This window comes from Bradyrhizobium acaciae (assembly GCF_020889785.1).
GTDB lineage: Bacteria > Pseudomonadota > Alphaproteobacteria > Rhizobiales > Xanthobacteraceae > Bradyrhizobium > Bradyrhizobium acaciae.
Genome location: NZ_JACMYK010000087.1, coordinates 1 through 21,586, shown reverse-complemented (window position 1 = coordinate 21,586; position 21,586 = coordinate 1). Strand labels below are relative to the sequence as shown.

26 protein-coding genes are annotated in these 21,586 nt (G+C 64.1%); 12 read left to right on the top strand and 14 right to left on the bottom strand.

Annotated features, from left to right (window positions below; translation table 11 throughout):
- Nucleotides 1-75: 75 nt before the first annotated feature.
- Nucleotides 76-510, top strand: a complete 435-nt coding sequence (locus H8A92_RS26975) for an RrF2 family transcriptional regulator (RefSeq protein ID WP_229198564.1) — start codon at nt 76-78, stop codon at nt 508-510.
- A 29-nt stretch (nt 511-539) separates the two neighbouring features.
- Here H8A92_RS26975 and H8A92_RS26970 read toward each other — a convergent pair whose 3' ends face one another.
- On the bottom strand, nt 540-1,232 hold the full coding sequence (locus H8A92_RS26970; protein ID WP_229198563.1) for an SET domain-containing protein: 693 nt from the start codon (nt 1,230-1,232) through the stop codon (nt 540-542).
- Nucleotides 1,233-1,397: 165 nt separating this feature from the next.
- Between H8A92_RS26970 and H8A92_RS26965 the strand changes: the two genes are divergently transcribed.
- Nucleotides 1,398-2,000 carry a hypothetical protein gene (locus H8A92_RS26965; RefSeq protein ID WP_420831373.1) on the top strand — a complete coding sequence of 201 codons (603 nt, stop codon included), beginning with the start codon at nt 1,398-1,400 and terminating at the stop codon, nt 1,998-2,000.
- A gap of 17 nt (nt 2,001-2,017) precedes the next feature.
- Here H8A92_RS26965 and H8A92_RS26960 read toward each other — a convergent pair whose 3' ends face one another.
- A complete protein-coding gene (locus tag H8A92_RS26960; RefSeq protein WP_229198562.1) occupies nt 2,018-2,743 on the bottom strand; it encodes a TetR/AcrR family transcriptional regulator in 726 nt (241 codons plus the stop codon).
- A gap of 114 nt (nt 2,744-2,857) precedes the next feature.
- Here H8A92_RS26960 and H8A92_RS26955 point away from each other — a divergent pair, with 114 nt between their 5' ends.
- The 4 genes from H8A92_RS26955 to H8A92_RS26940 all read left to right on the top strand — a co-directional run bounded on the left by H8A92_RS26955 (nt 2,858) and on the right by H8A92_RS26940 (nt 6,120).
- On the top strand, nt 2,858-4,261 hold the full coding sequence (locus tag H8A92_RS26955; RefSeq protein WP_229198561.1) for a carotenoid oxygenase family protein: 1,404 nt from the start codon (nt 2,858-2,860) through the stop codon (nt 4,259-4,261).
- A gap of 297 nt (nt 4,262-4,558) precedes the next feature.
- Nucleotides 4,559-5,134, top strand: coding sequence for a hypothetical protein (locus tag H8A92_RS26950; RefSeq protein ID WP_229198560.1), 576 nt, complete (start codon nt 4,559-4,561; stop codon nt 5,132-5,134).
- A gap of 56 nt (nt 5,135-5,190) precedes the next feature.
- A complete protein-coding gene (locus tag H8A92_RS26945; protein ID WP_229198559.1) occupies nt 5,191-5,745 on the top strand; it encodes an inner membrane-spanning protein YciB in 555 nt (184 codons plus the stop codon).
- 78 nt (nt 5,746-5,823) lie between these two features.
- A complete protein-coding gene (locus H8A92_RS26940; protein ID WP_229198558.1) occupies nt 5,824-6,120 on the top strand; it encodes a hypothetical protein in 297 nt (98 codons plus the stop codon).
- Between the two features lie 69 nt (nt 6,121-6,189).
- Here the strand turns inward: H8A92_RS26940 and H8A92_RS26935 are convergent, their stop codons facing one another.
- Together H8A92_RS26935 and H8A92_RS26930 are read right to left on the bottom strand one after the other, a co-directional pair.
- Nucleotides 6,190-6,864, bottom strand: coding sequence for a DUF429 domain-containing protein (locus tag H8A92_RS26935; protein WP_229198557.1), 675 nt, complete (start codon nt 6,862-6,864; stop codon nt 6,190-6,192).
- On the bottom strand, nt 6,861-8,516 hold the full coding sequence (locus tag H8A92_RS26930) for a fumarate hydratase (RefSeq protein ID WP_229198556.1): 1,656 nt from the start codon (nt 8,514-8,516) through the stop codon (nt 6,861-6,863). Before H8A92_RS26930 ends, H8A92_RS26935 begins: the two co-directional genes overlap by 4 nt.
- 233 nt (nt 8,517-8,749) lie before the next feature.
- On the opposite strand from H8A92_RS26930, the gene H8A92_RS26925 reads away from it, so the two are divergent.
- The 4 genes from H8A92_RS26925 (at nt 8,750) to H8A92_RS26910 (ending at nt 10,868) form a co-directional block, all read left to right on the top strand.
- Nucleotides 8,750-9,067, top strand: a complete 318-nt coding sequence (locus H8A92_RS26925; protein WP_229198555.1) for a Kazal-type serine protease inhibitor family protein — start codon at nt 8,750-8,752, stop codon at nt 9,065-9,067.
- A 76-nt stretch (nt 9,068-9,143) separates the two neighbouring features.
- Nucleotides 9,144-9,632 (top strand): hypothetical protein, encoded by a 489-nt coding sequence (locus H8A92_RS26920; protein ID WP_420831372.1) that lies wholly within the window; start codon nt 9,144-9,146, stop codon nt 9,630-9,632.
- A gap of 192 nt (nt 9,633-9,824) precedes the next feature.
- Nucleotides 9,825-10,499: a methyltransferase family protein gene (locus H8A92_RS26915; protein ID WP_229198554.1), complete on the top strand. Its 675-nt coding sequence runs from the start codon at nt 9,825-9,827 to the stop codon at nt 10,497-10,499.
- Between the two features lie 9 nt (nt 10,500-10,508).
- Nucleotides 10,509-10,868 carry a GFA family protein gene (locus H8A92_RS26910; protein ID WP_229198553.1) on the top strand — a complete coding sequence of 120 codons (360 nt, stop codon included), beginning with the start codon at nt 10,509-10,511 and terminating at the stop codon, nt 10,866-10,868.
- A gap of 6 nt (nt 10,869-10,874) precedes the next feature.
- Here H8A92_RS26910 and H8A92_RS26905 read toward each other — a convergent pair whose 3' ends face one another.
- On the bottom strand, nt 10,875-11,582 hold the full coding sequence (locus H8A92_RS26905) for a glutathione S-transferase (RefSeq protein ID WP_229198552.1): 708 nt from the start codon (nt 11,580-11,582) through the stop codon (nt 10,875-10,877).
- 153 nt (nt 11,583-11,735) lie between these two features.
- Between H8A92_RS26905 and H8A92_RS26900 the strand changes: the two genes are divergently transcribed.
- Nucleotides 11,736-12,155: a DUF3606 domain-containing protein gene (locus tag H8A92_RS26900; protein WP_229198577.1), complete on the top strand. Its 420-nt coding sequence runs from the start codon at nt 11,736-11,738 to the stop codon at nt 12,153-12,155.
- A gap of 141 nt (nt 12,156-12,296) precedes the next feature.
- Here H8A92_RS26900 and H8A92_RS26895 read toward each other — a convergent pair whose 3' ends face one another.
- The 9 genes from H8A92_RS26895 to flgB all read right to left on the bottom strand — a co-directional run bounded on the left by H8A92_RS26895 (nt 12,297) and on the right by flgB (nt 20,680).
- Nucleotides 12,297-12,923 carry a lectin gene (locus H8A92_RS26895; RefSeq protein ID WP_229198576.1) on the bottom strand — a complete coding sequence of 209 codons (627 nt, stop codon included), beginning with the start codon at nt 12,921-12,923 and terminating at the stop codon, nt 12,297-12,299.
- Between the two features lie 204 nt (nt 12,924-13,127).
- On the bottom strand, nt 13,128-14,087 hold the full coding sequence (locus H8A92_RS26890; protein ID WP_229198551.1) for a Tim44 domain-containing protein: 960 nt from the start codon (nt 14,085-14,087) through the stop codon (nt 13,128-13,130).
- Nucleotides 14,088-14,331: 244 nt separating this feature from the next.
- Nucleotides 14,332-16,911, bottom strand: coding sequence for a cell cycle histidine kinase CckA (cckA, locus tag H8A92_RS26885; RefSeq protein ID WP_229198575.1), 2,580 nt, complete (start codon nt 16,909-16,911; stop codon nt 14,332-14,334).
- Between the two features lie 141 nt (nt 16,912-17,052).
- A complete protein-coding gene (gene flhB, locus H8A92_RS26880) occupies nt 17,053-18,126 on the bottom strand; it encodes a flagellar biosynthesis protein FlhB (protein ID WP_229198550.1) in 1,074 nt (357 codons plus the stop codon).
- 107 nt (nt 18,127-18,233) lie between these two features.
- Nucleotides 18,234-19,004: a flagellar biosynthetic protein FliR gene (fliR, locus tag H8A92_RS26875; RefSeq protein WP_229181406.1), complete on the bottom strand. Its 771-nt coding sequence runs from the start codon at nt 19,002-19,004 to the stop codon at nt 18,234-18,236.
- Between the two features lie 18 nt (nt 19,005-19,022).
- Nucleotides 19,023-19,286 (bottom strand): flagellar biosynthesis protein FliQ, encoded by a 264-nt coding sequence (gene fliQ, locus H8A92_RS26870; RefSeq protein ID WP_194460393.1) that lies wholly within the window; start codon nt 19,284-19,286, stop codon nt 19,023-19,025.
- 135 nt (nt 19,287-19,421) lie between these two features.
- Entirely contained in the window at nt 19,422-19,733 is a 312-nt protein-coding gene (fliE, locus tag H8A92_RS26865) for a flagellar hook-basal body complex protein FliE (RefSeq protein ID WP_229198549.1), read from the bottom strand.
- Between the two features lie 26 nt (nt 19,734-19,759).
- Nucleotides 19,760-20,185 carry a flagellar basal body rod protein FlgC gene (gene flgC, locus H8A92_RS26860; RefSeq protein ID WP_021077939.1) on the bottom strand — a complete coding sequence of 142 codons (426 nt, stop codon included), beginning with the start codon at nt 20,183-20,185 and terminating at the stop codon, nt 19,760-19,762.
- Between the two features lie 84 nt (nt 20,186-20,269).
- Nucleotides 20,270-20,680, bottom strand: a complete 411-nt coding sequence (gene flgB / locus H8A92_RS26855) for a flagellar basal body rod protein FlgB (protein WP_229198548.1) — start codon at nt 20,678-20,680, stop codon at nt 20,270-20,272.
- Between the two features lie 354 nt (nt 20,681-21,034).
- Here flgB and H8A92_RS26850 point away from each other — a divergent pair.
- A partial coding sequence (locus H8A92_RS26850) for a flagellar biosynthetic protein FliO (protein WP_229198547.1) occupies nt 21,035-21,586 on the top strand: 552 nt, incomplete at its 3' end.

Below are 21,586 nucleotides of genomic sequence, written 5' to 3'. Positions count from 1 at the left end.
CCATAAATAGGTATTTCAAATGCCTATTTAGATTGCTATAGCTGATCCGCCAAGTGCTGATTTCGAAGGGCTTCCATGCGCCTCACCTCGTTCACGGATTTTGCGCTGCGCGCCCTGATGCGGCTGGCCGGCGAGCCGGACCGTTCGTTTGCCACCGGTGAGATCGCGGCCGAATTCGGCATTTCCCGCAATCACCTCGCCAAGGTGGTGCGCGACCTCGCCGAGGCCGGCTTCATCGCGACCCAGCGCGGCGCGGGCGGCGGATTTTCGCTGGCACGCGCCCCGCAGGCGATCACGCTCGGCGAGGTGGTGCGCGCGCTCGAAGGCGGCAGCGCGTTGGTCGAATGTTTCAGGGATGATGGCGGAGAATGCGTGCTGCTGCCGCGCTGCCGGCTGAAAGCCAGGCTCGCGGCAGCCCGCGAAGCCTTCATGCGCGAACTCGACGGAACCACGCTCGCCGAATGCGCCTACCTGCCGCGTCCCGCGCGCCATCCGGCGCGGGCGTCATGATAATCGTCGAACAGGATCGGTTTCGTAACTCAGGCCTGCAGCACGCGCGCAGCAGCGCGCTTTGAGGGCGCGACCCGCTTGCCAGCCGCGGCGGTCAGGCTGTGGCCGTTGAGGCGCTTGCCGTTCAAGGCTTTGCCATTCAGGGCGTTGCCGTTGGCGACCTTGCCATTGGCTTTGGCAGCCTTCTTCGCCTTGGCCTTCCGCTCCTTGGACCGCCTCTCAGCGAGCTTCTCAGCCTCACGCTTGGCTTTCCGCTCGGCCTTTTCCTTCAGCCGCACCCGCTCCGCCCGCGCCTCCGCGCGCTGCTTCTTGCGCTTCTTCTCGCAGGCATCGCACTTGCAGCCGATCGGCTTCAGATAGGCTTTGAAATAGTCAGTTCCGTAGTCGTAGTTGATCTCGTCGCCCGGCTCGATGTCCTTGATGGCGCGGATGAACACCTTGCGCTTGCGCGGCTTCACGTCGGATTCGGCGTTTGGCCGGCAGGCGTGGTTGATGTAGCGGGCGACATTCTCGCGGATCGAGCCGTCGATGGTCCAGCGGTTGGTGAGTTCGAACAGGTACTTGTTCTCGATCGCGTCCTCATCCTTCTTCTTCGAGTCCAGCAGCGGCCCGAAATAGCGGATGATCTTGGTGCCTTTCTTGATCGGCTTGGTGGCGAAGAGGCCGAGGCCAGTGCGGGAACGGCCGACGCGATAGGGCTTGTGCGATAATGATGTGGTCATGACGATCGAGGCTACGGCACGCAAGGTGCACGCGACAGAAGTTGCGAAGCCGCCCTTCTAGGACGATTCCGCGCGCCTGTCAGGTGTTTCCCGCGTGTCTGTTGAACCTTCCCCAGATTGCATATGTCAGACACAAAGTAACGTCCGGATCGCAGGTTTCCCCTGATGAAATACCTTGCTTTTGCAACAATCATTATGGCGCTCGCCGGCGCAAATGCCGGTCAGGTTGGCGCTGAAACGATCACCAGCAGCTACACATCGACGGCGCCGAAGGCCTGCCGCATGATCGGCAAGCCCAACGAGGAGGGCGGCAGCACGACGCGGGTTTGCCCGGGAAAATCCGGCCTTGTGGTGCTGATCAACGAGGGTGACCTGCGCGAAGTGGTCTCGGTCGGCCGAAGCCACCAAGCAGCAGCCAGGGAACCGGCGGCGCAGGCCTGGTTTGGTCCTTTCAGCTCGACCGGCGACACGGTCGAATGGCGCGCCGCCGGCAGCAAGCCGTTCGCGATCATCCAGCGCTGGCAGATCGCCGACAACAGCGAGCAGGACAAGCGCGGCGGCCCGGTCTCACGGGCGATGCTCGCGGTGACGCGGCTGCCGCCGGGTGAAGTCTGTCACGTCGCCTATATCGATGTCGCGGCCAATCCCGACGCCAACGAACTGGCGCGGCAGGCCGCCGACGATTTCGCCCGCGATTTCAAATGCGGCGCGGACCAGGTCAAGACGGTCGGCCAGAGCGGCCGGACCACAGCGCTCACCAAGCGCTGATCGCGCGGCAGCCTCGATTACGGCCGCGGTTGTTTGCTCGCCGACCGCCCCAGCATCGCGGTCAACACCGTTTCCGCGGACGTGCCTTCGGGTGCCCGATCCAGGATCGTCTTGAGGCGCCCGTCGAGCAGCAGCATGGTGAAGCCGTGCACCAGCGACCAGGCGGACGCGATCGCAGCGGCCTGGTCCAGCGTAAGCTGCTCCTTGGAAATCTCCTCCTGCCGGCTGGCACCGACGCCGCGGGTCAGCCCCGCGAACGATGCCTCCGACGCCTCGTGCAGCGACGGCCGCGCATGATCGAGCCGCTCGCTGCGGAACATCAGCCCGTACATGCCGGGATGCGCCTGCGCATAAGCGACATAGGCCTTGGCGCTCGCCACGCCCTTTTCGGGTGGCGTCGCCGCGGAAGCGTCCGCCGCCGCCATCGCCTGGCCGAATTGCCGGAAACCAATCGCCGCGAGTTCACTGAGCAAACCGGTCAGATCGCCGAAATGATGTGTGGGCGCCGCGTGCGAGACACCGGCCTCGCGCGCCACCGCCCGCAACGTCAGTCCCGCCAATCCATCACGTTCAAGCACGCGCTCGGCGGCCTTCAACAGCGCCTCGTGCAGATCGCCGTGATGATACGGCGTGTCGTTGGTCCGGCGCCGCGGTACCGAGCGAACGGTAGCGGCTCGCGTAACCCGGCGCTTCGGGGCCTGTGCGGGGCGAGCCGCCTTGTTTTCCTTGGATAATCTTGTCATGCGGCCGTTATAGGTTGCAATTTTTACACTGTAAAGATTTTGCTTGACGATCATCGGCGTCATCCCTACTGGTATCTTTACGATGTAAAGATCATAGTGCAGGGGAGATCCGGAATGCTCGACCAGGTCACATCCAACGCGGCGCGCACCAATCTGGCGCCGATCCCGTTTGAAGCCGATGCGCCGTTCCTGAAGGTGTCCGGCGAATTGCCGCGCGAGCTGAACGGCACGCTCTACCGCAACGGCCCCAATCCGCAGTTCGAGGCGCCGGGCGCGCACTGGTTCGTCGGCGACGGCATGCTGCACGCCTTCCATCTCGAGAACGGCCGCGCCAGCTACCGCAACCGCTGGGTCCGCACGCCGAAGTGGCAGGCCGAGCACGACGCCGGCCGCGCGCTGTTCGGCGGCTTCGGCCGCAAGATGCCGGATACGCCGGCAACGACAACCACCGATGGCGGCGTCGCCAACACCAACATCATCTTCCATGGTGGCCGCCTGCTTGCGCTCGAGGAAGGCCATTTGCCCACCGAGATCGAGCCCGGCACGCTCAATCGTCTCGGCTATTGCGACTACAAGGGCGCGATATCAGGTCCCTTCACCGCGCATCCCAAGATCGATCCGGTCACCGGCGAGATGGTGTTCTTCGGCTACAACGCCGCGGGTCCGCTGACGCCGGCGCTGTCGTTCGGCGCGGTGAGCGCGTCCGGCGTGGTGAGCCGGTTCGAACGCTTCGAGGCGCCGTATGCCAGCATGGTGCACGATTTCATCGTTACCGAGAATCACGTGCTGTTTCCGATCCTGCCGATATCAGGCAGCATGCAGCGCGCGATGCGCGGACAGGCGCCCTACGCCTGGGAGCCGGAGAAAGGCGCCTATGTCGGCGTGATGAAGCGCAGCGGTTCCTCAAAGGACATCATCTGGTTCCGCGCCGAGACCTGCTACGTCTTCCATGTCATGAACGCGTGGGAAGAAGGCAACAGCATCATCGCCGACGTAATGCAGTTCGAGGAAGCGCCGTTGTTCAACCATCCGGACGGCTCGCAAACCGACCCGAAGAAGAACCGCGCGCGCTATTGCCGCTGGACCTTCGACCTCTCGGGCAACACCGACCGCTTCACGCAAACCTATCTCGACGACCTCACCGGCGAATTCCCCCGCGTCGACGATCGCCGCGCGGGGTTTGCGAGCAATCACGGCTGGTATGCTTGCGCCAACCCCGATCTGCCGATGTTCGGTGCGCTGTCGGGCATCGTGCATGTCGACGGCCGTGGCAACCGGCTCGGCCATTATCTCTTGCCCGCCGGCGATACGATCTCCGAGCCCGTGTTCGTCGAACGCGGTGCTGACGCGGCGGAAGGCGACGGCTGGCTGCTCGCGGTGGTCTGGCGCGCCCGCGAAAACCGCAGCGACCTCACCGTCTTCAACGCGCAGGATGTCGAGGCTGGTCCGACCGCACTGGTCCATCTCGGCCACCGCGTGCCGGATGGCTTCCACGGCAATTGGGTCGGGGCGGAGTAGCTGCCGGTCGTCTCAGACGTAAGAGCATCAGTTTTTCCAATCGTCATGCCCGGCCTTGTGCCGGGCATCCACGTCATTCTCGCCGCTGGTCGGAAAAGACGTGGATGGCCGGGACAAGCCCGGCCATGACGGTGCGAGACAGTGAATGCCGTGTGCAGCGAACGCCCTAGGTTATTGCCTTACCTCTGTTTTCTCTATCACATCACGATTTTGACACTGTAAAGATTTCGCTTGACGCTTTCCTTGCACGCCTCTACGGTATCTTTACAATGTAAAGATCAGCCGATGAGACTCCCAATGACGATCTTCCTGATCCTCGCTCCCTACGGCGTCTTCGCTACGCTCATGCTGGTGACCTCGGCGACCGTAAGCCTGCTCTGCGCCACGTTGATCTGCCTCACCGTCATCGCATTCGATATCGCGCGCGGCCGCAGCATCAAGATCCTCGGCGTCGGCTCGGTGATCGTGTTCACCGCGGTCGGTTTCTACCTCACATTCGTCGATGCGACGGCGAGCGGCATCGCGGTCAAGATCGCCGTTGATGCCGGCATGCTGCTGGTGTCGCTCGGCTCGATCCTGATCGGCCATCCCTTCACGCGGCAATATGCGCTCGAGCAGGTCGATGCCGAGATCGCGAAGCAGCCTGGCTTCCTCCATGCCAACTACCTGATCACCGGCGCCTGGACCGCCGCGACGCTGTTGATGCTGATCGGCAACGTCGCAGTGCTTTACGTGCCGGCCCTGCCGCTGTGGACCGGCCTGTTGATTGCGTTTGCCGCGCGCAATGCCGCGGTTGGCTTCACCCGCTGGTATCCGCAACATCGGATGGCCAGGGACGCCGCGCCGCCGGCCGTCGCGTTGCCGTCGCACTGACCGCTAACGTCGCAACACCAGAACAATCATCACGCCGAGGAAACGGAAGCACCACGATGAAGAGCGTATTTGCCAGGCTTGCGAGCGACTTCCTCTCCACCATCGTGTTCCTGGTGATCTATCTCGCCACCGACAACGTGCTGATCGCCACCGGCGTTGCGATCGCGGGCGCCATTGCACAAGTGGCCTATGCCCGCGTCAAGGGACAGGCGCTCGGCTACATGACCTGGGCGAGCCTTGGGCTGGTGATCGTGCTGGGCGGCGCGACGCTCGTCACCAACGATCCGCGCTTCGTGCTGGCGAAGCCCGCGATCGGCCACATCGCGATCGGCGCGATCATGCTGAAGCGCGGCTGGATGCTGCGCTATCTGCCGCCGATCGTGACCGAGACCATTCCGGAATACGCCACGCTCGCCGGCTATGCCTGGGCCGGGCTGATGTTCGTCCTCGCCGCCGGCACCATCGCGGTCGCAGCGACCGGCGACATGAAGCTGTGGGCGTTCTACGTGTCGGTGGTTCTGCTCGGTGCCAAGATCGCCGCCTTTGCGATCCAGTATGTCGCCTTCCGCTTCCTGGTCGGAAACCGGCTGCGCGCCGCCGCCCGCGCCTGATCGCCGCTAGGGGCGAACTAGGCGCGCGCGGCAGGATGGGCTATACCCGCGCACGCTTTTCATCTCGAGGAGACATCAATGGCGGTGGACGGAAACTGGAATCTCACGATGACGACGCCGATGGGCGAGCGCAAGGCGACGCTGTCGCTTTCGAGCTCGGGCGGCACACTCACCGGCACGCAGGGCGCCGACGGCAACTCCACCGAAATCTTCGACGGCACCGTGAACGGCGACGACGTCGCCTGGAAGGTTTCCATCACCAACCCGATGCCGCTGACGCTCGAATTCAGCGGCAAGGTCGCAGGTGACGGCATCTCCGGCGAGATGGGCATCGGCCCGATGGGCAGCTTCCCCTTCACCGGCACGCGCGCGTAACCCCTCCGCTTCTCTTGACGCGTTTTCTTCGTACGAGCCGCAATCGACTTCGCTTGAAGACGCTCTAATTTAGAACCAGATCTGCATCGGCAGATCATGCGCATCCAGCGGCTGCGGTCCCCCGGGAACGCAGCCGCTTGGTTCATGGGCCGCGAGTGCCACGGCGCAGGCGTCCTGCACGTCATCGCGTTTCGCGCCGGTGCCGATCCGCACCTCGGTGAGCCAGCGGTCGATCTCGCGAAAACCCGATCGCTTCAGCAGTCTGCAACGGAGCGCATCTCCCTGCTCCGACTTCTTGCGCGGCAACGGCGCGCCATCGTTCAAGCGCAGGAACACCAGTTCGGGATGCACCTCGCGGAAGTCGCATGCGGTGTTCGCACGCACGAACGCGTCGACCTCCATGATCTTCCGCCCGAGATGCCAGAGCTGGCGCGAGACGCGGGTCTGGCCGCGGCGCAGCGCTTCTTCATTCGCCCGATCGGGATCGTCAAACTCCTGCCACAGCCAGCGCCGCGCGCCGGTGAAAACGCGCGAGGTGTGCGGGCCGAGGCGCTCACGGGCAAGACGGTCACAGCCGCGCTCGCCGTCATCGGTCATGCCGATCGGGATATCGATGCCGGCGCGGTCGAACGGACGCGAAAGCGCGTCCGCAATGTCGCGATGAAAGGAGATGGTGCGCCGGTCGCCGTCGATGGTGACGGCGACCCAGCCTTTGGAGAATCCGTCGAGGCCAGTCGCCTTCAACCCAGATTCAATTCCTTGAAGAAGTCGTTGCCCTTGTCATCGATGATGATGAAGGCCGGAAAGTCCACCACTTCGATGCGCCAGATCGCTTCCATGCCGAGTTCGGGATACTCGACCACCTCGACCTTCTTGATGCAGTGCTCGGCGAGGTTCGCCGCCGCGCCGCCGATCGAGCCGAGATAGAAGCCGCCGTGCTTCTTGCAGGCTTCGCGCACCGCGACCGCGCGATTGCCCTTGGCGACCATCACCATCGAGCCGCCGGCGGCCTGGAACTGGTCGACGAAGGAGTCCATGCGTCCCGCGGTGGTCGGGCCGAATGCGCCGGAGGCGTAGCCATCGGGCGTCTTGGCGGGGCCGGCGTAGTAGACCGGATGGTTCTTGAAATAATCCGGCAGCGGCTCGCCCTTCTCCAGCCGCTCGCGCAGCTTGGCGTGCGCGGAATCGCGCGCCACGATCATGGTGCCGGTCATGGAGACGCGGGTCTTGATCGGATACTGCGACAGCGTCGCCAGGATTTCCTTCATCGGCTTGTTGAGGTCGATCTTGACGACGTCGCCGCCGAGCGACTGCTCGACCGCGGGCAGATACTGCGCCGGGTTGTGCTCGAGCTCCTCGAGATAGACGCCGTCCTTGGTGATCTTGCCGAGCACCTGGCGGTCCGCCGAGCAGGAGACGCCGAGCCCGATCGGCAGCGAGGCGCCGTGGCGCGGCATGCGGATCACGCGCACGTCGTGGCAGAAATACTTGCCGCCGAACTGCGCGCCCACCCCAAGGCTTTGGGTCATCTTGAGGATTTCCTGCTCCATCTCGAGATCGCGGAACGCATTGCCGTCAGGCGAGCCGTGGGTCGGCAGCGCGTCGAGATAGCGCGCCGAGGCAAGCTTCACAGTCTTCATGCAGAGCTCGGCCGAGGTGCCGCCGATCACGATCGCAAGATGATACGGCGGACACGCCGCGGTGCCGAGCGTCAGCACCTTTTCCTTCAGGAACGCCAGCAGCCGGTCCTTGGTGAGCACCGATGGCGTCGCCTGGAACAGGAAGCTCTTGTTGGCGCTTCCGCCGCCCTTGGCCATGAACATGAACTTGTAGGCGTCGTCGCCCTCGGCGTAGATCTCGCACTGCGCCGGCATGTTGTTGGCGGTGTTCTTCTCTTCATACATCGACAGCGGAGCGACCTGCGAGTAGCGCAGATTGCGGCGCAGATAGGCGTCGCGCGCGCCTTCGGACAGCGCCGCCTCGTCCTCGCCGTCGGTGATGACGTTGCAGCCTTTCTTGCCCATGATGATCGCGGTGCCGGTGTCCTGGCACATCGGCAGCACGCCGCCGGCCGCGATGTTGGCGTTCTTGAGGAAGTCGAAGGCGACGAACTTGTCGTTGTCGCTGGCTTCCTTGTCCTCGAGGATCGAGCGCAGCTGCTTCAGATGGCCCGGGCGCAGATAGTGGTTGATGTCGCCGAAGGCAGCCTCGGAGAGCGCCCGCAGCGCCTCCCGCGACACCACCAGCATGTCCTTGCCCAGGACCTTCTCGACCCGGACGCCGTCGCTCGTGACCTTCTTGTAGGGCGTGGTGTCGGCACCAAGCGGGAACAAGGGCGTATGCTTGTAGGGCGGAACGGGCTTCTGCTGGTCGGGGAAGGCGGAGGGGGCGTTCATGAGCTGCTCTTTGGGCTTGCAGGTCGGGTTCGAAAGGCCGGTCCGGCCGCAGGGCCGTCGGCAATGTAGAGCCGTTCTAAGCCTTTTTCGGGCAAAGGAAAGGGAAGCCGGCCGCCTTCCAGCCATGCGCGGGACCGGCGATCCACATGTTAGATTTCATGCCACGGTAATCTCGAGTTGCCACAACGCGCAGCGCACCGCCAACCGGCCAAGGAAGCCATCAGGAGGCCTTCATGAAGACAGCGCTTTTCATCCGGTTTGCGGCGCTGGCCTTGTTGATCGCGCTCCCGAGCGGCGCCGATGCGGCCCGCCTCGGCAGGGCGTGCGGCGGCATCGCCGGCCTGCAATGCAGCAGTCGCGGCCAATTCTGCCAGTTCAAACCCGGTAGCTGCGGCCGTGCCGACCAGTCCGGCACCTGCGCGTTCCGGCCGACGATCTGCAACAAGATCTTCAAGCCGGTGTGCGGCTGTGATGGCAAGACCTATGGCAATGATTGCGAGCGTCGGGCCGCCGGGGCCTCCAAGGCGCAGGACGGCAAGTGCGCATCCTGACGGAGCGGCGATATTGACGCGCTTCGCGGGAGCCTGCATGTAGCTTCGCGTATTTCCATACCGCGGGGGTAATTTCGTGACAGCACCGTTGCGCCGACGCTCTTTCAGCATCCGCTCCACCCTGCCTGCCGCACTGATCGCGCTGGCGACCGCCTTCGCCGCCTCGCCCGCGCATGCCGATCCCTGTGTGGACATCGCCAAGCAGCTCGCCGGCCAGATCGACGGGCTGAAGGTCAATTTCAGCGCCGCCAACATCACATACCTCACACACCCGGCTGCCAAGGAATTGTCGCTCGGCTGCCGCGGCAAGGACTATTCGATCGAGCTCTATGCCAAGACCGATCGCAAGATGAAGCCGGAGTTCTTCAACCTGGTCGGCTCCGCCACCGCGCTGATCTTCACCGTGCCGAAGGACGACGCCACCACCGGCACCTCGCGCTGCCTGAAGCGAATGGGCATCCTGCGCGGCAACACCATCACGATGCGCTATCGCCGCCTGAATCTCGAATGCACGCGCAACAGGACCGACGCCTCGATCACGGTCCGGCGCGGCAACAACGAGTGAACGACCTGCGCCGGTGATGCGCGATTCCGTCGGCTCGCAATCCGGCATTTCGCCGCATAAGCAATTGCTTATCTAACTGTAAGTTCGGCTGCGGCGTGGGAACACCTCGCCCGCTCCGAAAGTTGATGACTGCGGCCGCATGCTTGCCGGGAAAACAATGCGATAATCGCTGTCGGAATCGCGGAGCCTCCCATGATCGCAAAGCTCCTCCTGCAGAACACCCTCTTCGTCATCGCCATGGCCGTGCTGCTGTTTGCCTTCGCCGGCACGCTGCATTGGCCCGGCGCCTGGGCCTATCTGATCGTCTCGGCGCTGATCGGCCCGGCCTGCGGGCTGTGGCTTGCCAAGGTCGATCCTGGCCTCTTGGCCGAGCGCATGCGTCTCACCGCGCGTGAGGGCCAGCCGACCGAAGACAAGCGCTTCATGCTGGTGTTCCTCGTCATCGCCGTGCTGTGGTTCGTCGCGATGGGGCTCGATCGCCGTTTTGGCGGCGCCAATGCCGCCGTAGCGCTGATCGTGCTCGGCCTGGCGTTGTATCTGCTCTCGACCGTGCTGATCCTGTGGGTGTTCCGCACCAATTCGTTCGCGGCGCCGGTCGTGAAGGTGCAGACCGAGCGCCACCATCACGTGATCTCGACCGGTCCCTACGCGCTGGTCCGCCATCCCATGTATGCGAGCGTGATGCTGTTCTTCATCGGCGTGCCGCTGACGCTCGGCTCCTGGTGGGGCCTTGCCTTCGTGCCGGTGTTCTTCGCGATGTTCGCGTTCCGCACCGGGATCGAGGAGCGCACGCTGGTGGCGGGATTATCAGGCTATGCCGACTATGCGGCGCGGGTGCGCTATCGTCTCGTGCCCGGACTGTGGTGAGGAACCATCATGGCAGAGAACAAGACCTATACCGGCGGCTGCCATTGCGGACAGGTGCGCTTCGAATGCACCACCGACATGGCCATGGTCACCGCCTGCAACTGCTCGATCTGCACCAAGAAGGGCCTGCACTTCGTGTTCATGCCGCCAACGAGCTTCCAGCTCCGCGCCGGTGCCGAGAACCTGAAGGAATATCTCTTCAACCGCCATGCGATCCGTCACCAACTCTGCATCGATTGCGGCGTCGACGTGTTCGCGCGCTGCAAGAAGCCCGATGGCTCCGACATCGTGGCGCTCAACGTCAGCTGCATCGACGGCATCGATCTGTCGAAGATCGCGATGACGCCGGTGGATGGGCGGAACCGGTGACTGCGATCACAAATCCAGCGCCTTGTAGCGCCGGAAGATCCCCTCCTCGTTGAACGGAATCCGCCGTTCGCTCGCCAGATACGCCTTGATGTTCGGCCGCTCGGAGATGCGATCGCGCAGCGCGAGCAGCCGCGGCACCTTCTTCTCGTACCTCGCCATCCGCTTCGGAAATGCGTAGCGCAGGCCTTCCACGATCTGGAACAGCGACAGGTCGACGTAGGTCAGCCGGCGCCCGGCGACGAACGAACCGCCGTTCGCCGCGACCAGGTCCTCGAAATAGCCGAGATATTTCGGCACCCGCGATTTCCAGAACTCCTCCGTGCGCTTCTTGGCCGGCGCCTTCTGGTCCTCGTAATATAGCGACGGGCCGAGCGGATGATGGGTGTCGTGGATCTCCACCACGAAGTCCGCGATGGTCAATTGCAACTCGTGCACCCAGAGCTTTCCGCCTTCCGCCTTCGGCGCCAGGCCGTGGCGCGCCCCGAGATAGAGCAGGATGTTGGCGGTCTGCCCGATCACGAGCTGGCCCGCCTTGAGGAACGGCGGCGCAAACGGCGGCGTGCCCTTGTGCGCGTCCATCATCTTCATCATGGCGCCTGTGCCGCCCTTAGCCCGTGCGACATCGGTATAATCTGCGCCCGCATCCTCGAGCGCGAGGCGGACATATTCGCCGCGACCCTGGATCGTCGGCCAGTAGTAGAGCTGATAGTGCATGGACTTATCTCCAAAAACTTCGCTGCACCGCTGCCCGTCATCTAGATCGTAGCCGCGATACGGTCAGATCGTCCATCGCGCACAGGCTGCCTGTGCGAACAGCGCGGGGACTGCTAAGGTTCCAACGTGGAATCTTCGATGAAGGATCATGTGATGGCGGACAACAAGAAGAAGCGGGGCGCACAGGATCGCGCTCTGATCGCGCTGAGCGAGTCCTACGAAGTTGCGTACTGGTCCAAGAAGTTCAAGGTCACGCCGGCGAAGCTCACAGCCGCCGTCAAGAAGGTCGGACACTCCGCCAGGAAGGTGGAGGCCTATTTCAAAGAGCAGCGGCACATGGCCGCGGACCGCGCACGGATCGCCATCAGCGAGCCCTACGAGGTCCGCTACTGGTCGAAGAAGTTCAAGGTGACCCCTGCCCGGCTCAAGGCCGCGGTGGCCGAGGTCGGACATTCATCGAAGAAGGTCGAGGCCTATTTCGCGACCAAGAAGAAAGCCGCGAAGAAAAAGAAAGCTGCCAAGAAGACCGTCAAGAAAGCCGCAAAGAAGACCGCAAAGCGCAAGAAGAGCTGAGCTATCGCCGTCATTGCGAGCGAAGCGAAGCAATCCATCTTGCGGCACACGCGGACAGATGGATTGCTTCGTCGCTTCAGCGCAAAATTGCTTTGCAATTTTGTCGCGAGCTCCTCGCAATGACGTGTCTTTGGTTATCCCTCAGTTCGCCGCGAAGCAGTACAGCAGGCCGTCACCGCCGGTGCTTTTCAGATCGGCCTGCGAGCAGCCGCCGTCGGGGCCACGCGACGGATGCGACATGTTCCAGGATTTTGACGGCTCGTCGTCGCGCAGACCCTTGCGGTCGAAATGCCCGACCATGGCAGCGCCTTGCGTGCTGCTTGTCCAGTTCTTGCAGGTGCGGTCCTCACCGGCCGCAAAGGCCGTGCCGTCCGCCTGCGATCCCGTCAGCACGTCGTGGCGGTTCGGCGTGTCGCCGGCGCCGTTGAGGACTTCCCCCTTCTCGGACAGGGCGCTCTGCTTGGTGAGATTATTGCCGGCGCTGTGGAGGTCGGCGACATCCTTGGCGACCACCACGCCCTTCACATTCTTCCACGGCCCCTTCCCGATGCGGTCGCGCGCATTCACCGCGGGCTTGCCATCGGCCGCCTGGGTCGAAAGATAGGCGCGCCACGTCTTCGGCGCACCGAAACCCGCGGCCTGCGCCAGGGTCTGGCAATGATTGTCGGCGCCGGCGAGGCCACCGAGATTGCCGCCATTGCCGATGCCGTTACTGGTCACGAAGAAGCTGGTGTCGGCGGTCTGCGCCGCTGCCGGCGGCGCAGCCATGATGACGAACGCAAGACAGGCCGGAACCGCGATCTGCGCAACGATCTTCATCCTATGATCCTCCCGATGGTTGTTATGGTCTGCTGACGTGAACCCGCGGCCTGTCCGGATATTCCGGCACCGCGATACGCGAATGAAGCCCACAAAACAAAAGCGCCGCGGTCCAAGCCGCGGCGCTTTCTATCTGTCATCTCTGGCAAGCAATCAGTTGGTCTGCTGGATCGCCGAAAGCTCCCAATTGCCGCCGCGCTGGCGCACGAAGGTCCAGACCTCGGTGACCTCCTCCGGCTGCCCGCCGCTGACCTGACGGCCGTTGCCGCGTTCGAGCATAGTGTCGATCAGCGAGTAGCGCATTGCGACGGTCGCATATTCGCTGTCGCCTTCGCGCCAGGCTTCCGCGAGATCGCCCTGCAGCAGCTTCACATTGGTCACCTTGTTGGTGACGTTGCGTGCCTTGTTCTCCTCGAGATCCTTCGAGAAGTACGACACCATTTCGGGCGTCGCGAGCGTGTGCAGCTTCGCGATGTCCTCGTTCGACCACGCGGTCTGGATGTCGCCGAGCAGACGCTCGAACGTCTCGTAGTCGCGAGGTGCGATCTCGACCGGCGTGTTCGATCCGCCGCCGATGCCGAAGCCGAAGCCCGAACGGGCGTTCGCCTGCGGGCCAGGACCGACGTCGGGCCCACCGGCGTAGGCGGCGGCCGGCGCATTGCGGCGCTGCCACCACGACATCGCGAGCCGGACCACGAGCACGATCAGACCGATCTGCAGCAGCAGGCCGAGCATCGACGACAGGCCGCCGAGACCCGAGAACAGGCCACCGCCGAACAGCATGCCGAACAGGCCGGCGCCAAGGAAGCCCGCGGCGAGACCGCCGAGCAGGCCACGACCCATTCCGCCACGGCCGAACAGGCCGCCGGAATTCGCCGCCGCCGGCGAGCTCATGCCCGGGCTGCCGGGCTGGCTGAAGGTACGGTTCAACGGCGCAACCGAGCCCGGCGCAGTGTTGGTCGAGGGCGGCGCGGAGAATGTCCGCGAGCCGCGCGAGCCGCCGCCGCCGACGCGGGCGTCGGCTGCCGAAACGGTCATCATGACGGGCAGCGCCAGCGCCATCATGACGGCGATCGCCCGAACAATTCCACGCGTGCGTTGCGAGAAATTCATGTTGGTTTCCTCAAAGGATTCCCCGGCATGGGGAAACGCCCCTAAGATGGGCAGGGCCTGATAAAAGTGAAGCCGGAAACGGGAACCGCGGCTGCGGCCCTCGGTCGCGGAGATGTGACACTATGGTGCTTGTGGGCGCGACACTGCGTCCTAGCGCGAGATGAGGCCGGGGTTCAACCGCAGCCGCACCGGAATTTCACCTCGCACCTGCGAGAAATCAAGAGCGCATCGCACCGGCGTAGGGCTAGTTCGCCGTCATGGTTTCCTTCACCGCGGCAACCAGCTGCGTCAGCGTGAACGGCTTCGGCAGGAACGCGAATTGCTGGTTCTCCGGCAGGCTCTTCTCAAAGGCGTCTTCGGCATAGCCGGAGACGAAGATGATCTTCAGCTCGGCATTGCGGCTGCGCATTTCCTTCAGCAGCGTCGGCCCGTCCATCTCCGGCATCACGACGTCGGAGACGACGAGATCGACCTTGCCGTTGTTCTCCTCGAACGCCTCCAGCGCCTCGACGCCGTTCGCCGCCTCGATCACGCTGTAACCGCGCGAACGCAGGCCGCGTGCATTGAGCGAGCGCAGACCGTCCTCGTCCTCGACCAGCAGGATGGTGCCCTGCCCGGTGAGATCCGGTTTCGGCTTGGCGACTTCAGCGGTAGCAGTCTCCTTTGCCGCGCCGTTGCCGGCATGCGCCTCCGGCGCGACCTCCTGCTCCTGGCGATGCCGCGGCAGATAGATCCGGAACGTGGTTCCCCCGCCCGGCACGGAATCGACATAGACGAAGCCGCCGGTCTGCTTGACGATGCCGTAGACCGTGGACAGGCCGAGACCGGTGCCCTTGCCGACTTCCTTGGTCGAGAAGAACGGCTCGAAGATCTTGTCGATGATCTCGTGCGGAATGCCGGTGCCGGTGTCCGAAATCTCGATCTTCACATAGTCCGCCGCCGGCATGCCCTTGTTGGCGAGCTGGGCGGCTTCCTCGGTCGACACGTTGGCGGTGCGGATGATCAGCTTGCCGCCGTCCGGCATCGCGTCGCGCGCGTTGACCGCGAGATTGACCACCACCTGCTCGAACTGCGAGACGTCGACCTTCACCGGCCACAGATCGCGGCCATGCACGAGGTCGAGCTTGACCTTCTCGCCGATCAGCCGGCGCAGCAGCATGGTGAGGTCGCTCAACGCATCGCCGAGATCGAGCACCTGCGGCCGCAGGGTCTGGCGGCGCGAGAACGCGAGCAGCTGCCGCACCAGCGTCGCGGCGCGGGTGGCATTCTGCTTGATCTGCATGATGTCCTGGAACGACGGGTCGGTCGGCTTGTGCGCGTTCAACAGGAAGTCGTTCGCCATCATGATGGCCGACAGCACGTTGTTGAAATCGTGCGCGATGCCGCCGGCGAGCTGGCCGACCATCTCCATCTTCTGCGACTGGTTGATCTGGTTTTCCAGCGCGCGCCGCTCGGTGATCTCGAGGATGTAGACGATCGCGGTCTCGGCGTCGCGCTCGTCCTTCTCGACGGTCGTGACGAAGAACTGGGCGAAGCGCTCCTTGGGCCCGTCGAGCATCACCTCGACCGGCGCGATATCGCCCTGTCCTTCCGCAGCCTGGTTGATCGCGGCGATCAGGAGGCCGCGGTCGCGCGGATTGACCGCGCGGAAGATCGACTTGGCGGCGCCGCCGTCGCCGTTCAGCCCCTGCGCCAGCTTGGCGTAGCGCGCATTGGCGCCGACCACATTGCCGCCGCGATCGACGGTCGCGATCGCCATCGGCGTGTGGTCGAAGAAGCGCATGAAGCGCACCTCGGCGGCGCGCTCCGGATCGGAACGCTCGTCGCGGGCGCGGCTGATCACCAGCGTGCGCGAGGCGCCTGCCGCACCGTCAGCGCCGAAGGCAAGCTTATGATAGAGCCGCACCGGCACGGTCTTGCCGCCGCGCATGCGCAGGTCGATATCGAACACCTCGGTCTTGACCTCGCCCGGCACCGCCGCAATCGAGGTCAGCAGCGCCGCGCCGTCACCCGAGACGATGTCGGTCAGCTTCAGGCCGCCCGAACCGATCTCGGCCAGATCATAGTCCAGCCAGTTCGCGAGCGTCGCGTTGACATAGGCGATCTCGCCGGCCGGATTGACCGAGAAGAAGCCGCATGGCGCGTGGTCGAGATACTCGATCGCATGCCGCAGCTCCTGGAACACGTCTTCCTGGCGCTCGCGGTCGCGGGTGATGTCGGCGATCGACCACACCGCGTATTTCGCGTCGCGCTTGCCCTCGCCGAGCGGGCGGACCCGCAGGCGCAGCCAACGGCCTTGTGCACCACCTGGCCCGGCGTCATGGCCGGCGACACGGACCTCCTCCTGCTGCCGCTTGCCCTCGCGCGCCGCCTTCAGGAGGCGGAACACCGCCTCGGAGACGTCGGGGTTACCGATGAAGACGCGCTCGACCGGCCGGACGTCCTGCGGCCCGGCCGCGCCGGTCAGCGTGAGATAGGCGGCGTTGGAATAGACCACGTGACCGCGGGAGTCGGTGACGACGAGCCCTTCCTGGGCCTGGTCGGCAATCCGTGCCATCACCGGGTCGTCGGTGGCGCGGTCGGAGAAGCGGATGATGCCGGCGGCCAGCGCAAACAGGTTGAACAGGCCGGCGGTGGCGAGCAGCGCCAGCACGCCGAGGATATAGGGCTGCGCCTGGGTACGACCGATGGCCATCAGCCAGACTGCCAGAGCGACGATGCCGATGGCGATCAGGACCACCAGCAGGATGCTGCCGCTGCGCCGCGCTGGCCCGTGGGCCACGAACGGCTCAGTCGCGGGAGGATCGTTGCTATCGGCGGTCATCTGGAGAGACATGGCTCGTCTGCATCACGAAGGCGACCGGCCGGCCACCTTGCCCCTGAGTGCCTGAATCGGACCCGAAAACGCAAGTCCATCAGGCGGCAATTTCGCAAGTTACACGCATTTCAAGCGGTTTTCCGCCCCTTACTGGCGCAGGCCGGACAGGCCGCGCTTCAGCCGCATCACGTAGCCGATGATTTCGGCAACCGCATGATAGTGCTCGACCGGGATTTCCTTGTCGATTTCGACGGTCGCATAGAGCGCCCGGGCCAGCGGCACGTTCTCCACGATCGGAATGTCGTGCTCCTTGGCGATCTCCCTGATCTTGAAAGCGAGGTTGTCGACGCCCTTGGCGACGCAGACCGGCGCCGACATGCTGCGATCATAGGCCAGCGCCACCGAATAGTGGGTCGGATTGGTGATGATCACCGAGGCCTTCGGAACCTGGGCCATCATGCGCTTCTTGGCGCGCTGGACCCGCAACTGCTTGATCCTGCCCTTGACGTGCGGGTCGCCTTCCGACTGCTTGAATTCTTCCTTCATCTCCTGCAGCGACATCTTGTGACGCTCGTACCAGGTCCGGTACTGGAAGAAGTAGTCGGCGATCGCAACCGCGGCGAGGATGGCAACCACCGCCGCCAACAGGTGCACCGTCATGCCGGTGACGGCGGGCAGAAGCTCCGCCGGATCGACTCGCAGGAACGATTCCATGCGCATCCGGTCGGGCCACAGCACCGCGACCATCACGGCGCCGAGCGCGATCAGCTTGAACAGGCCTTTCAGGAAGTTCGCCACCGCCTGCTTGCCGAACAGCCGTTTGAGGCCGGCAGCCGGCGATATCTTGGAGAATTTCGGCTTGAGCTGCTCGCCCGACCACACCAGCTGATGCTGGATCATGTTGCCCGCGACCGCGGCCAGCGCCAGCATCAGGAACGGCACGCCGATCGCGGCAACCACGGCGTAGCCGAGCGATTGCGTCAGCGCCAGCAGGCCGGCACCGTCGGTGCGGATCATCCATGAATTGGCGATCAGGTTGCGCAACGGCATCAAGATGCCGCCGCCGATCGAGCCGGAGAAGGTCGACAGCACCAGCGTGGCGCCGGCGATGATGAACCAGGTGTTGACCTCCTGGCTTTTGACGACGTCACCTTTCTCAAGGGCATCGTCGAGACGTTTTTGCGTAGGGTCTTCTGTTTTGTCTTCGGTATCGTCGGCCATCTCTGCTCCCCTGGAACATGATGCGACTTGATCGCATCATGCTCCGAGATCCTATTCTTGACGCGTTTTCTTCACGCGAACCGGTTTCCACTTCGCTCGAAAACGCTCTAGTTCATTGGAGCGAGTTGGCGCATGACGCCGAGGAAGTAGTCGAGATAGGTGTTCATCATCGCGGCGAGCACGATGCCGAAGATCAGGAAGCCGACCATGATCGAGAGCGGCACGCCGACGAAGTAGACCTGCATCTGCGGCATCAGCCGCGCCAGCACGCCGAGCCCGATGTTGAAGACGAGGCCGAACACCAGGAATGGCGCGGACAGCTGCAGACCGATCTTGAAGGCCGCGGAGAACGCGGAGGTCGCCAGTGCGGCGACGTCGCCGGTCGGCATGATCTCGCCCGGCGAGAAGATCCGGTAGCTTTCGCTCAGCGCCGCGATGACGAGATAGTGACTGTCGGTCGCAAACAGCAGCGTCAGGCCGAGGATGGTGAGGAAGTTGCCGACGATCTGGCCCTGCTGGCCCTGGGTCGGATCAACCGCGGTGACGAAGCCGAGGCCGAGCTGCTGCGCGATCACCGAGCCCGCGACATTGAGCGCCGACAGCGTCACCCGCGCGGTCGCACCGAGCACGATGCCGATGATGAGCTCATGCACCATCAGCACGCCGAGCGCGGAGATCGACGTCAGATCGACGTGATAGGCGTTGCGATGCAGGGGGAGGATGATCAGCGTCAGCAGCAGCGCGATCGACAGCTTGACCCGTGCCGGGATGTTGCTCTCGCCGAATCCGGGCAGCAGCATCACCATCGCGCCCACGCGCGCAAAGACCAGCACGAAGATTGCGGCCAGCGCCGGCAGCAGGGAGACATCGATGCGCATGACCGCGGCATTAGTGCATCAACCACCGATGATTCGCGACGAAATCCGCATCATGTGGCTTGAGAGCGAGTCGGCCATGAACGGCAACGCCAGCAGCAATGTGACGAAGATCGCGAGGATCTTCGGCACGAAGACCAGCGTCTGTTCCTGGATCTGGGTCAGCGCCTGGAACAGCGACACCACGACGCCGACCACGAGGCCGACCACCATCAGGGGCGACGACACCAACACGATGGTCCAGATCGCATCGCGCGCCACGTCGAGAGTTTCAGGGCCGGTCATTGTTGTTCTCGCTTTCAGTTGTTCACACCGTCGGTCCGGGGCGATGCGCAGCATCGAACCCGGAACCTCGAGATCTTTGATGTGCAATTGCACATCTGAGGGTCGCTGCGCCCCGGGATGACGTTTTGACGGACGTCAGATCGGCATCTTCATGATGTCTTCATAGGCCTGGATCACGCGGTCGCGGACCGAGACCAGTGTCGACACCGCAACGTCGGTGTCGGCGACCGCCGTCACCACGTCCATCACGTTCGCCTTGCCCGACGCCATCGCCATGGTCTGCATGTCGGACTTCTTGCCCGCCTCCAGCACGCTGCCGACGGAGTCCTTCAACAGCGCGCTGAAGGACGGACCGGCGACCGCCTGCCCGGCCTTCTCGGCGCCGCCGCGCTCCATCATCTTGGCGAGATTGGCGTAGGCGCTGGCTGCGACAGTCGGTGTAGCCATGAGTTACGTTCCCTGTTCTTGTTGTGTCAGGACTTGAGGATGTCGAGCGTGCGCTGGATCATCCGCCGCGTCGCGCTGATGATGTTGAGGTTCGCCTCGTAGGAGCGCTGGGCGTCGCGCATGTCGGTCATTTCGACCATCGAATTGACGTTCGGATATTTGACGTTGCCGGAGGCGTCGGCCGCCGGATTGCCCGGCTCGTGCTTGATGCGGAACGACGACTGATCGGGACGTATCCGGCCGAGCGTGACGACCTGGGCGTCGAGCGAGCGATCGAGCGCCGAGGAAAACGTCGGCACCTTGCGGCGGTAGGGATCGCCGCCGGCGGTCTGCGCCGTCGAATCGGCGTTGGCGATATTCTCCGAGATCACCCGCATCCGCCCCGCCTGCGCGCGCAGGCCCGAGGTCGCGATACTCATCGAGCGGGCGAAATCGCTTGTGCCATCTGCCATGGGATCCTCCTGCCGCCGTCAGGCTTTTGCTGGTTCGGTCATGATCTTCTCGGAAAACCGCTTCACACTTTTCCGGATCATGCCCTAGCCCTTGCCGATCGCGGTTTTCAGGAGATGCAGGCTTTTGCTGTAGAGCGAGGTGACGGCCGCGAAGTCCATCTGGTTGGCCGACACTTTCAGCATCTGGTCCTCGAGATTGACCGCATTGCCGGCCGGGCGGGTCTGGAACCCGCTCTTGCCGCGATCATTGTCAAAGTTGTCGGGCGCACCGGACGCCGCCATGTGGGTGGCGCTGGTCTGCATCATCGGCAGCGTCCCCATGCCGCCGCCGACCGTGGCGCCGCCCCGATCGAACTTCGGCTCGACCAGGTCGCGCGGCCGGAAGTTCGGCGTGTCGGAATTGGAAATGTTCACGGCGAGCACCCGCTGGCGCTCCTGGTGCCATTGCATCTTGCTGCGCAACGCCGACAGGATCGGGAGATCGTTCATGGACATCGCCGCGGCTCCGTTAACCTCTTGGACGCCCCTTGGGCTCTTCGGAGGTAGGCAGAATTTGCCCGGTGTATGGTTAACGGGTGGTTAAAATATCGGACGGAGCCGTGGAGAACGCCGCAACTGCGGCCCGCGAGCGCATTTTCGCCACGAATGCTGCGTTAACCAGCACAAACCAAGACAGCGTGGGGCGCTGAGAAGTCGTTTTGGGACAAGCGATTCTTGGTTTATTAATAGAACAGTCGGCTGCAAGCCGCTGGGAATTAAGAAATAAGGCGGATCTCGGGCGCGATTCGCTAAAGCAAACCACACTTATCAATCCGCGCTCGTTGATGGCGGAAGCTGAGGAAGGCCACGATGGCCGGGGATTCCAATATGCAGGTCGTTACATTCGTCTTGGCGTTCGCCGTCGTGCTGGCGCTGATCGGCGTTACCGCATGGCTCGTCCGCCGCTTCGCTGGGAACCGCCTCGGGGCCAACGCCAACCGCGGACGCATGCCGCGGCTGGCGGTGATCGACGCAGCTGCCGTCGATGGCCGCCGCCGCCTGGTGCTGGTCCGCCGGGACAACGTCGAGCATCTCCTGATGATCGGTGGCCCGACCGACATTGTCGTCGAGCCGAACATCGTGCGGGCGATGCCCGGACGCGATCAGATGTCGGCCCGTCCCGCGGTCGCGACCGACGCCGCGCCGCCCCGCGTGGCGCCGCTCCCGGACGCCGCCTGGAACGAGAGCGAAGCCGCTCGCTCCGACAGTTTCGAGCTTCCCGAGCCTGAGTTGCCGCCGCGCCAGGCGCGCCCCTCCTTCGCCGACGAGCTTCGTCGGCCTCCGCCGCCGATCGCCGAGCGCCGCAGCGATCCGCTCGCGGGCTTCACGCCCGAACGTGGCGAGCCGCGGCCCGACCCGATG

Bases quoted from the DNA above. Each gene is read 5' to 3' on its own strand.
- cckA (WP_229198575.1), bottom strand. From the start codon at position 16,911: ATGACCGCCGATAGCAACGATCCTCCCGCGACTGAGCCGTTCGTGGCC.
- H8A92_RS26965 (WP_420831373.1), top strand. From the start codon at position 1,398: ATGAAATACCTTGCTTTTGCAACAATCATTATGGCGCTCGCCGGCGCA.
- H8A92_RS26975 (WP_229198564.1), top strand. From the start codon at position 76: ATGCGCCTCACCTCGTTCACGGATTTTGCGCTGCGCGCCCTGATGCGG.
- H8A92_RS26930 (WP_229198556.1), bottom strand. From the start codon at position 8,516: ATGAACGCCCCCTCCGCCTTCCCCGACCAGCAGAAGCCCGTTCCGCCC.
- fliE (WP_229198549.1), bottom strand. From the start codon at position 19,733: ATGGCTACACCGACTGTCGCAGCCAGCGCCTACGCCAATCTCGCCAAG.
- flgC (WP_021077939.1), bottom strand. From the start codon at position 20,185: ATGGCAGATGGCACAAGCGATTTCGCCCGCTCGATGAGTATCGCGACC.
- fliR (WP_229181406.1), bottom strand. From the start codon at position 19,004: ATGCGCATCGATGTCTCCCTGCTGCCGGCGCTGGCCGCAATCTTCGTG.
- fliQ (WP_194460393.1), bottom strand. From the start codon at position 19,286: ATGACCGGCCCTGAAACTCTCGACGTGGCGCGCGATGCGATCTGGACC.
- H8A92_RS26900 (WP_229198577.1), top strand. From the start codon at position 11,736: ATGGCGGACAACAAGAAGAAGCGGGGCGCACAGGATCGCGCTCTGATC.
- H8A92_RS26940 (WP_229198558.1), top strand. From the start codon at position 5,824: ATGGCGGTGGACGGAAACTGGAATCTCACGATGACGACGCCGATGGGC.
- H8A92_RS26960 (WP_229198562.1), bottom strand. From the start codon at position 2,743: ATGACAAGATTATCCAAGGAAAACAAGGCGGCTCGCCCCGCACAGGCC.
- H8A92_RS26970 (WP_229198563.1), bottom strand. From the start codon at position 1,232: ATGACCACATCATTATCGCACAAGCCCTATCGCGTCGGCCGTTCCCGC.
- flhB (WP_229198550.1), bottom strand. From the start codon at position 18,126: ATGGCCGACGATACCGAAGACAAAACAGAAGACCCTACGCAAAAACGT.
- H8A92_RS26955 (WP_229198561.1), top strand. From the start codon at position 2,858: ATGCTCGACCAGGTCACATCCAACGCGGCGCGCACCAATCTGGCGCCG.
- H8A92_RS26895 (WP_229198576.1), bottom strand. From the start codon at position 12,923: ATGGCTGCGCCGCCGGCAGCGGCGCAGACCGCCGACACCAGCTTCTTC.
- H8A92_RS26915 (WP_229198554.1), top strand. From the start codon at position 9,825: ATGATCGCAAAGCTCCTCCTGCAGAACACCCTCTTCGTCATCGCCATG.
- H8A92_RS26945 (WP_229198559.1), top strand. From the start codon at position 5,191: ATGAAGAGCGTATTTGCCAGGCTTGCGAGCGACTTCCTCTCCACCATC.
- H8A92_RS26905 (WP_229198552.1), bottom strand. From the start codon at position 11,582: ATGCACTATCAGCTCTACTACTGGCCGACGATCCAGGGTCGCGGCGAA.
- H8A92_RS26950 (WP_229198560.1), top strand. From the start codon at position 4,559: ATGACGATCTTCCTGATCCTCGCTCCCTACGGCGTCTTCGCTACGCTC.
- H8A92_RS26925 (WP_229198555.1), top strand. From the start codon at position 8,750: ATGAAGACAGCGCTTTTCATCCGGTTTGCGGCGCTGGCCTTGTTGATC.
- H8A92_RS26890 (WP_229198551.1), bottom strand. From the start codon at position 14,087: ATGAATTTCTCGCAACGCACGCGTGGAATTGTTCGGGCGATCGCCGTC.
- H8A92_RS26910 (WP_229198553.1), top strand. From the start codon at position 10,509: ATGGCAGAGAACAAGACCTATACCGGCGGCTGCCATTGCGGACAGGTG.
- flgB (WP_229198548.1), bottom strand. From the start codon at position 20,680: ATGTCCATGAACGATCTCCCGATCCTGTCGGCGTTGCGCAGCAAGATG.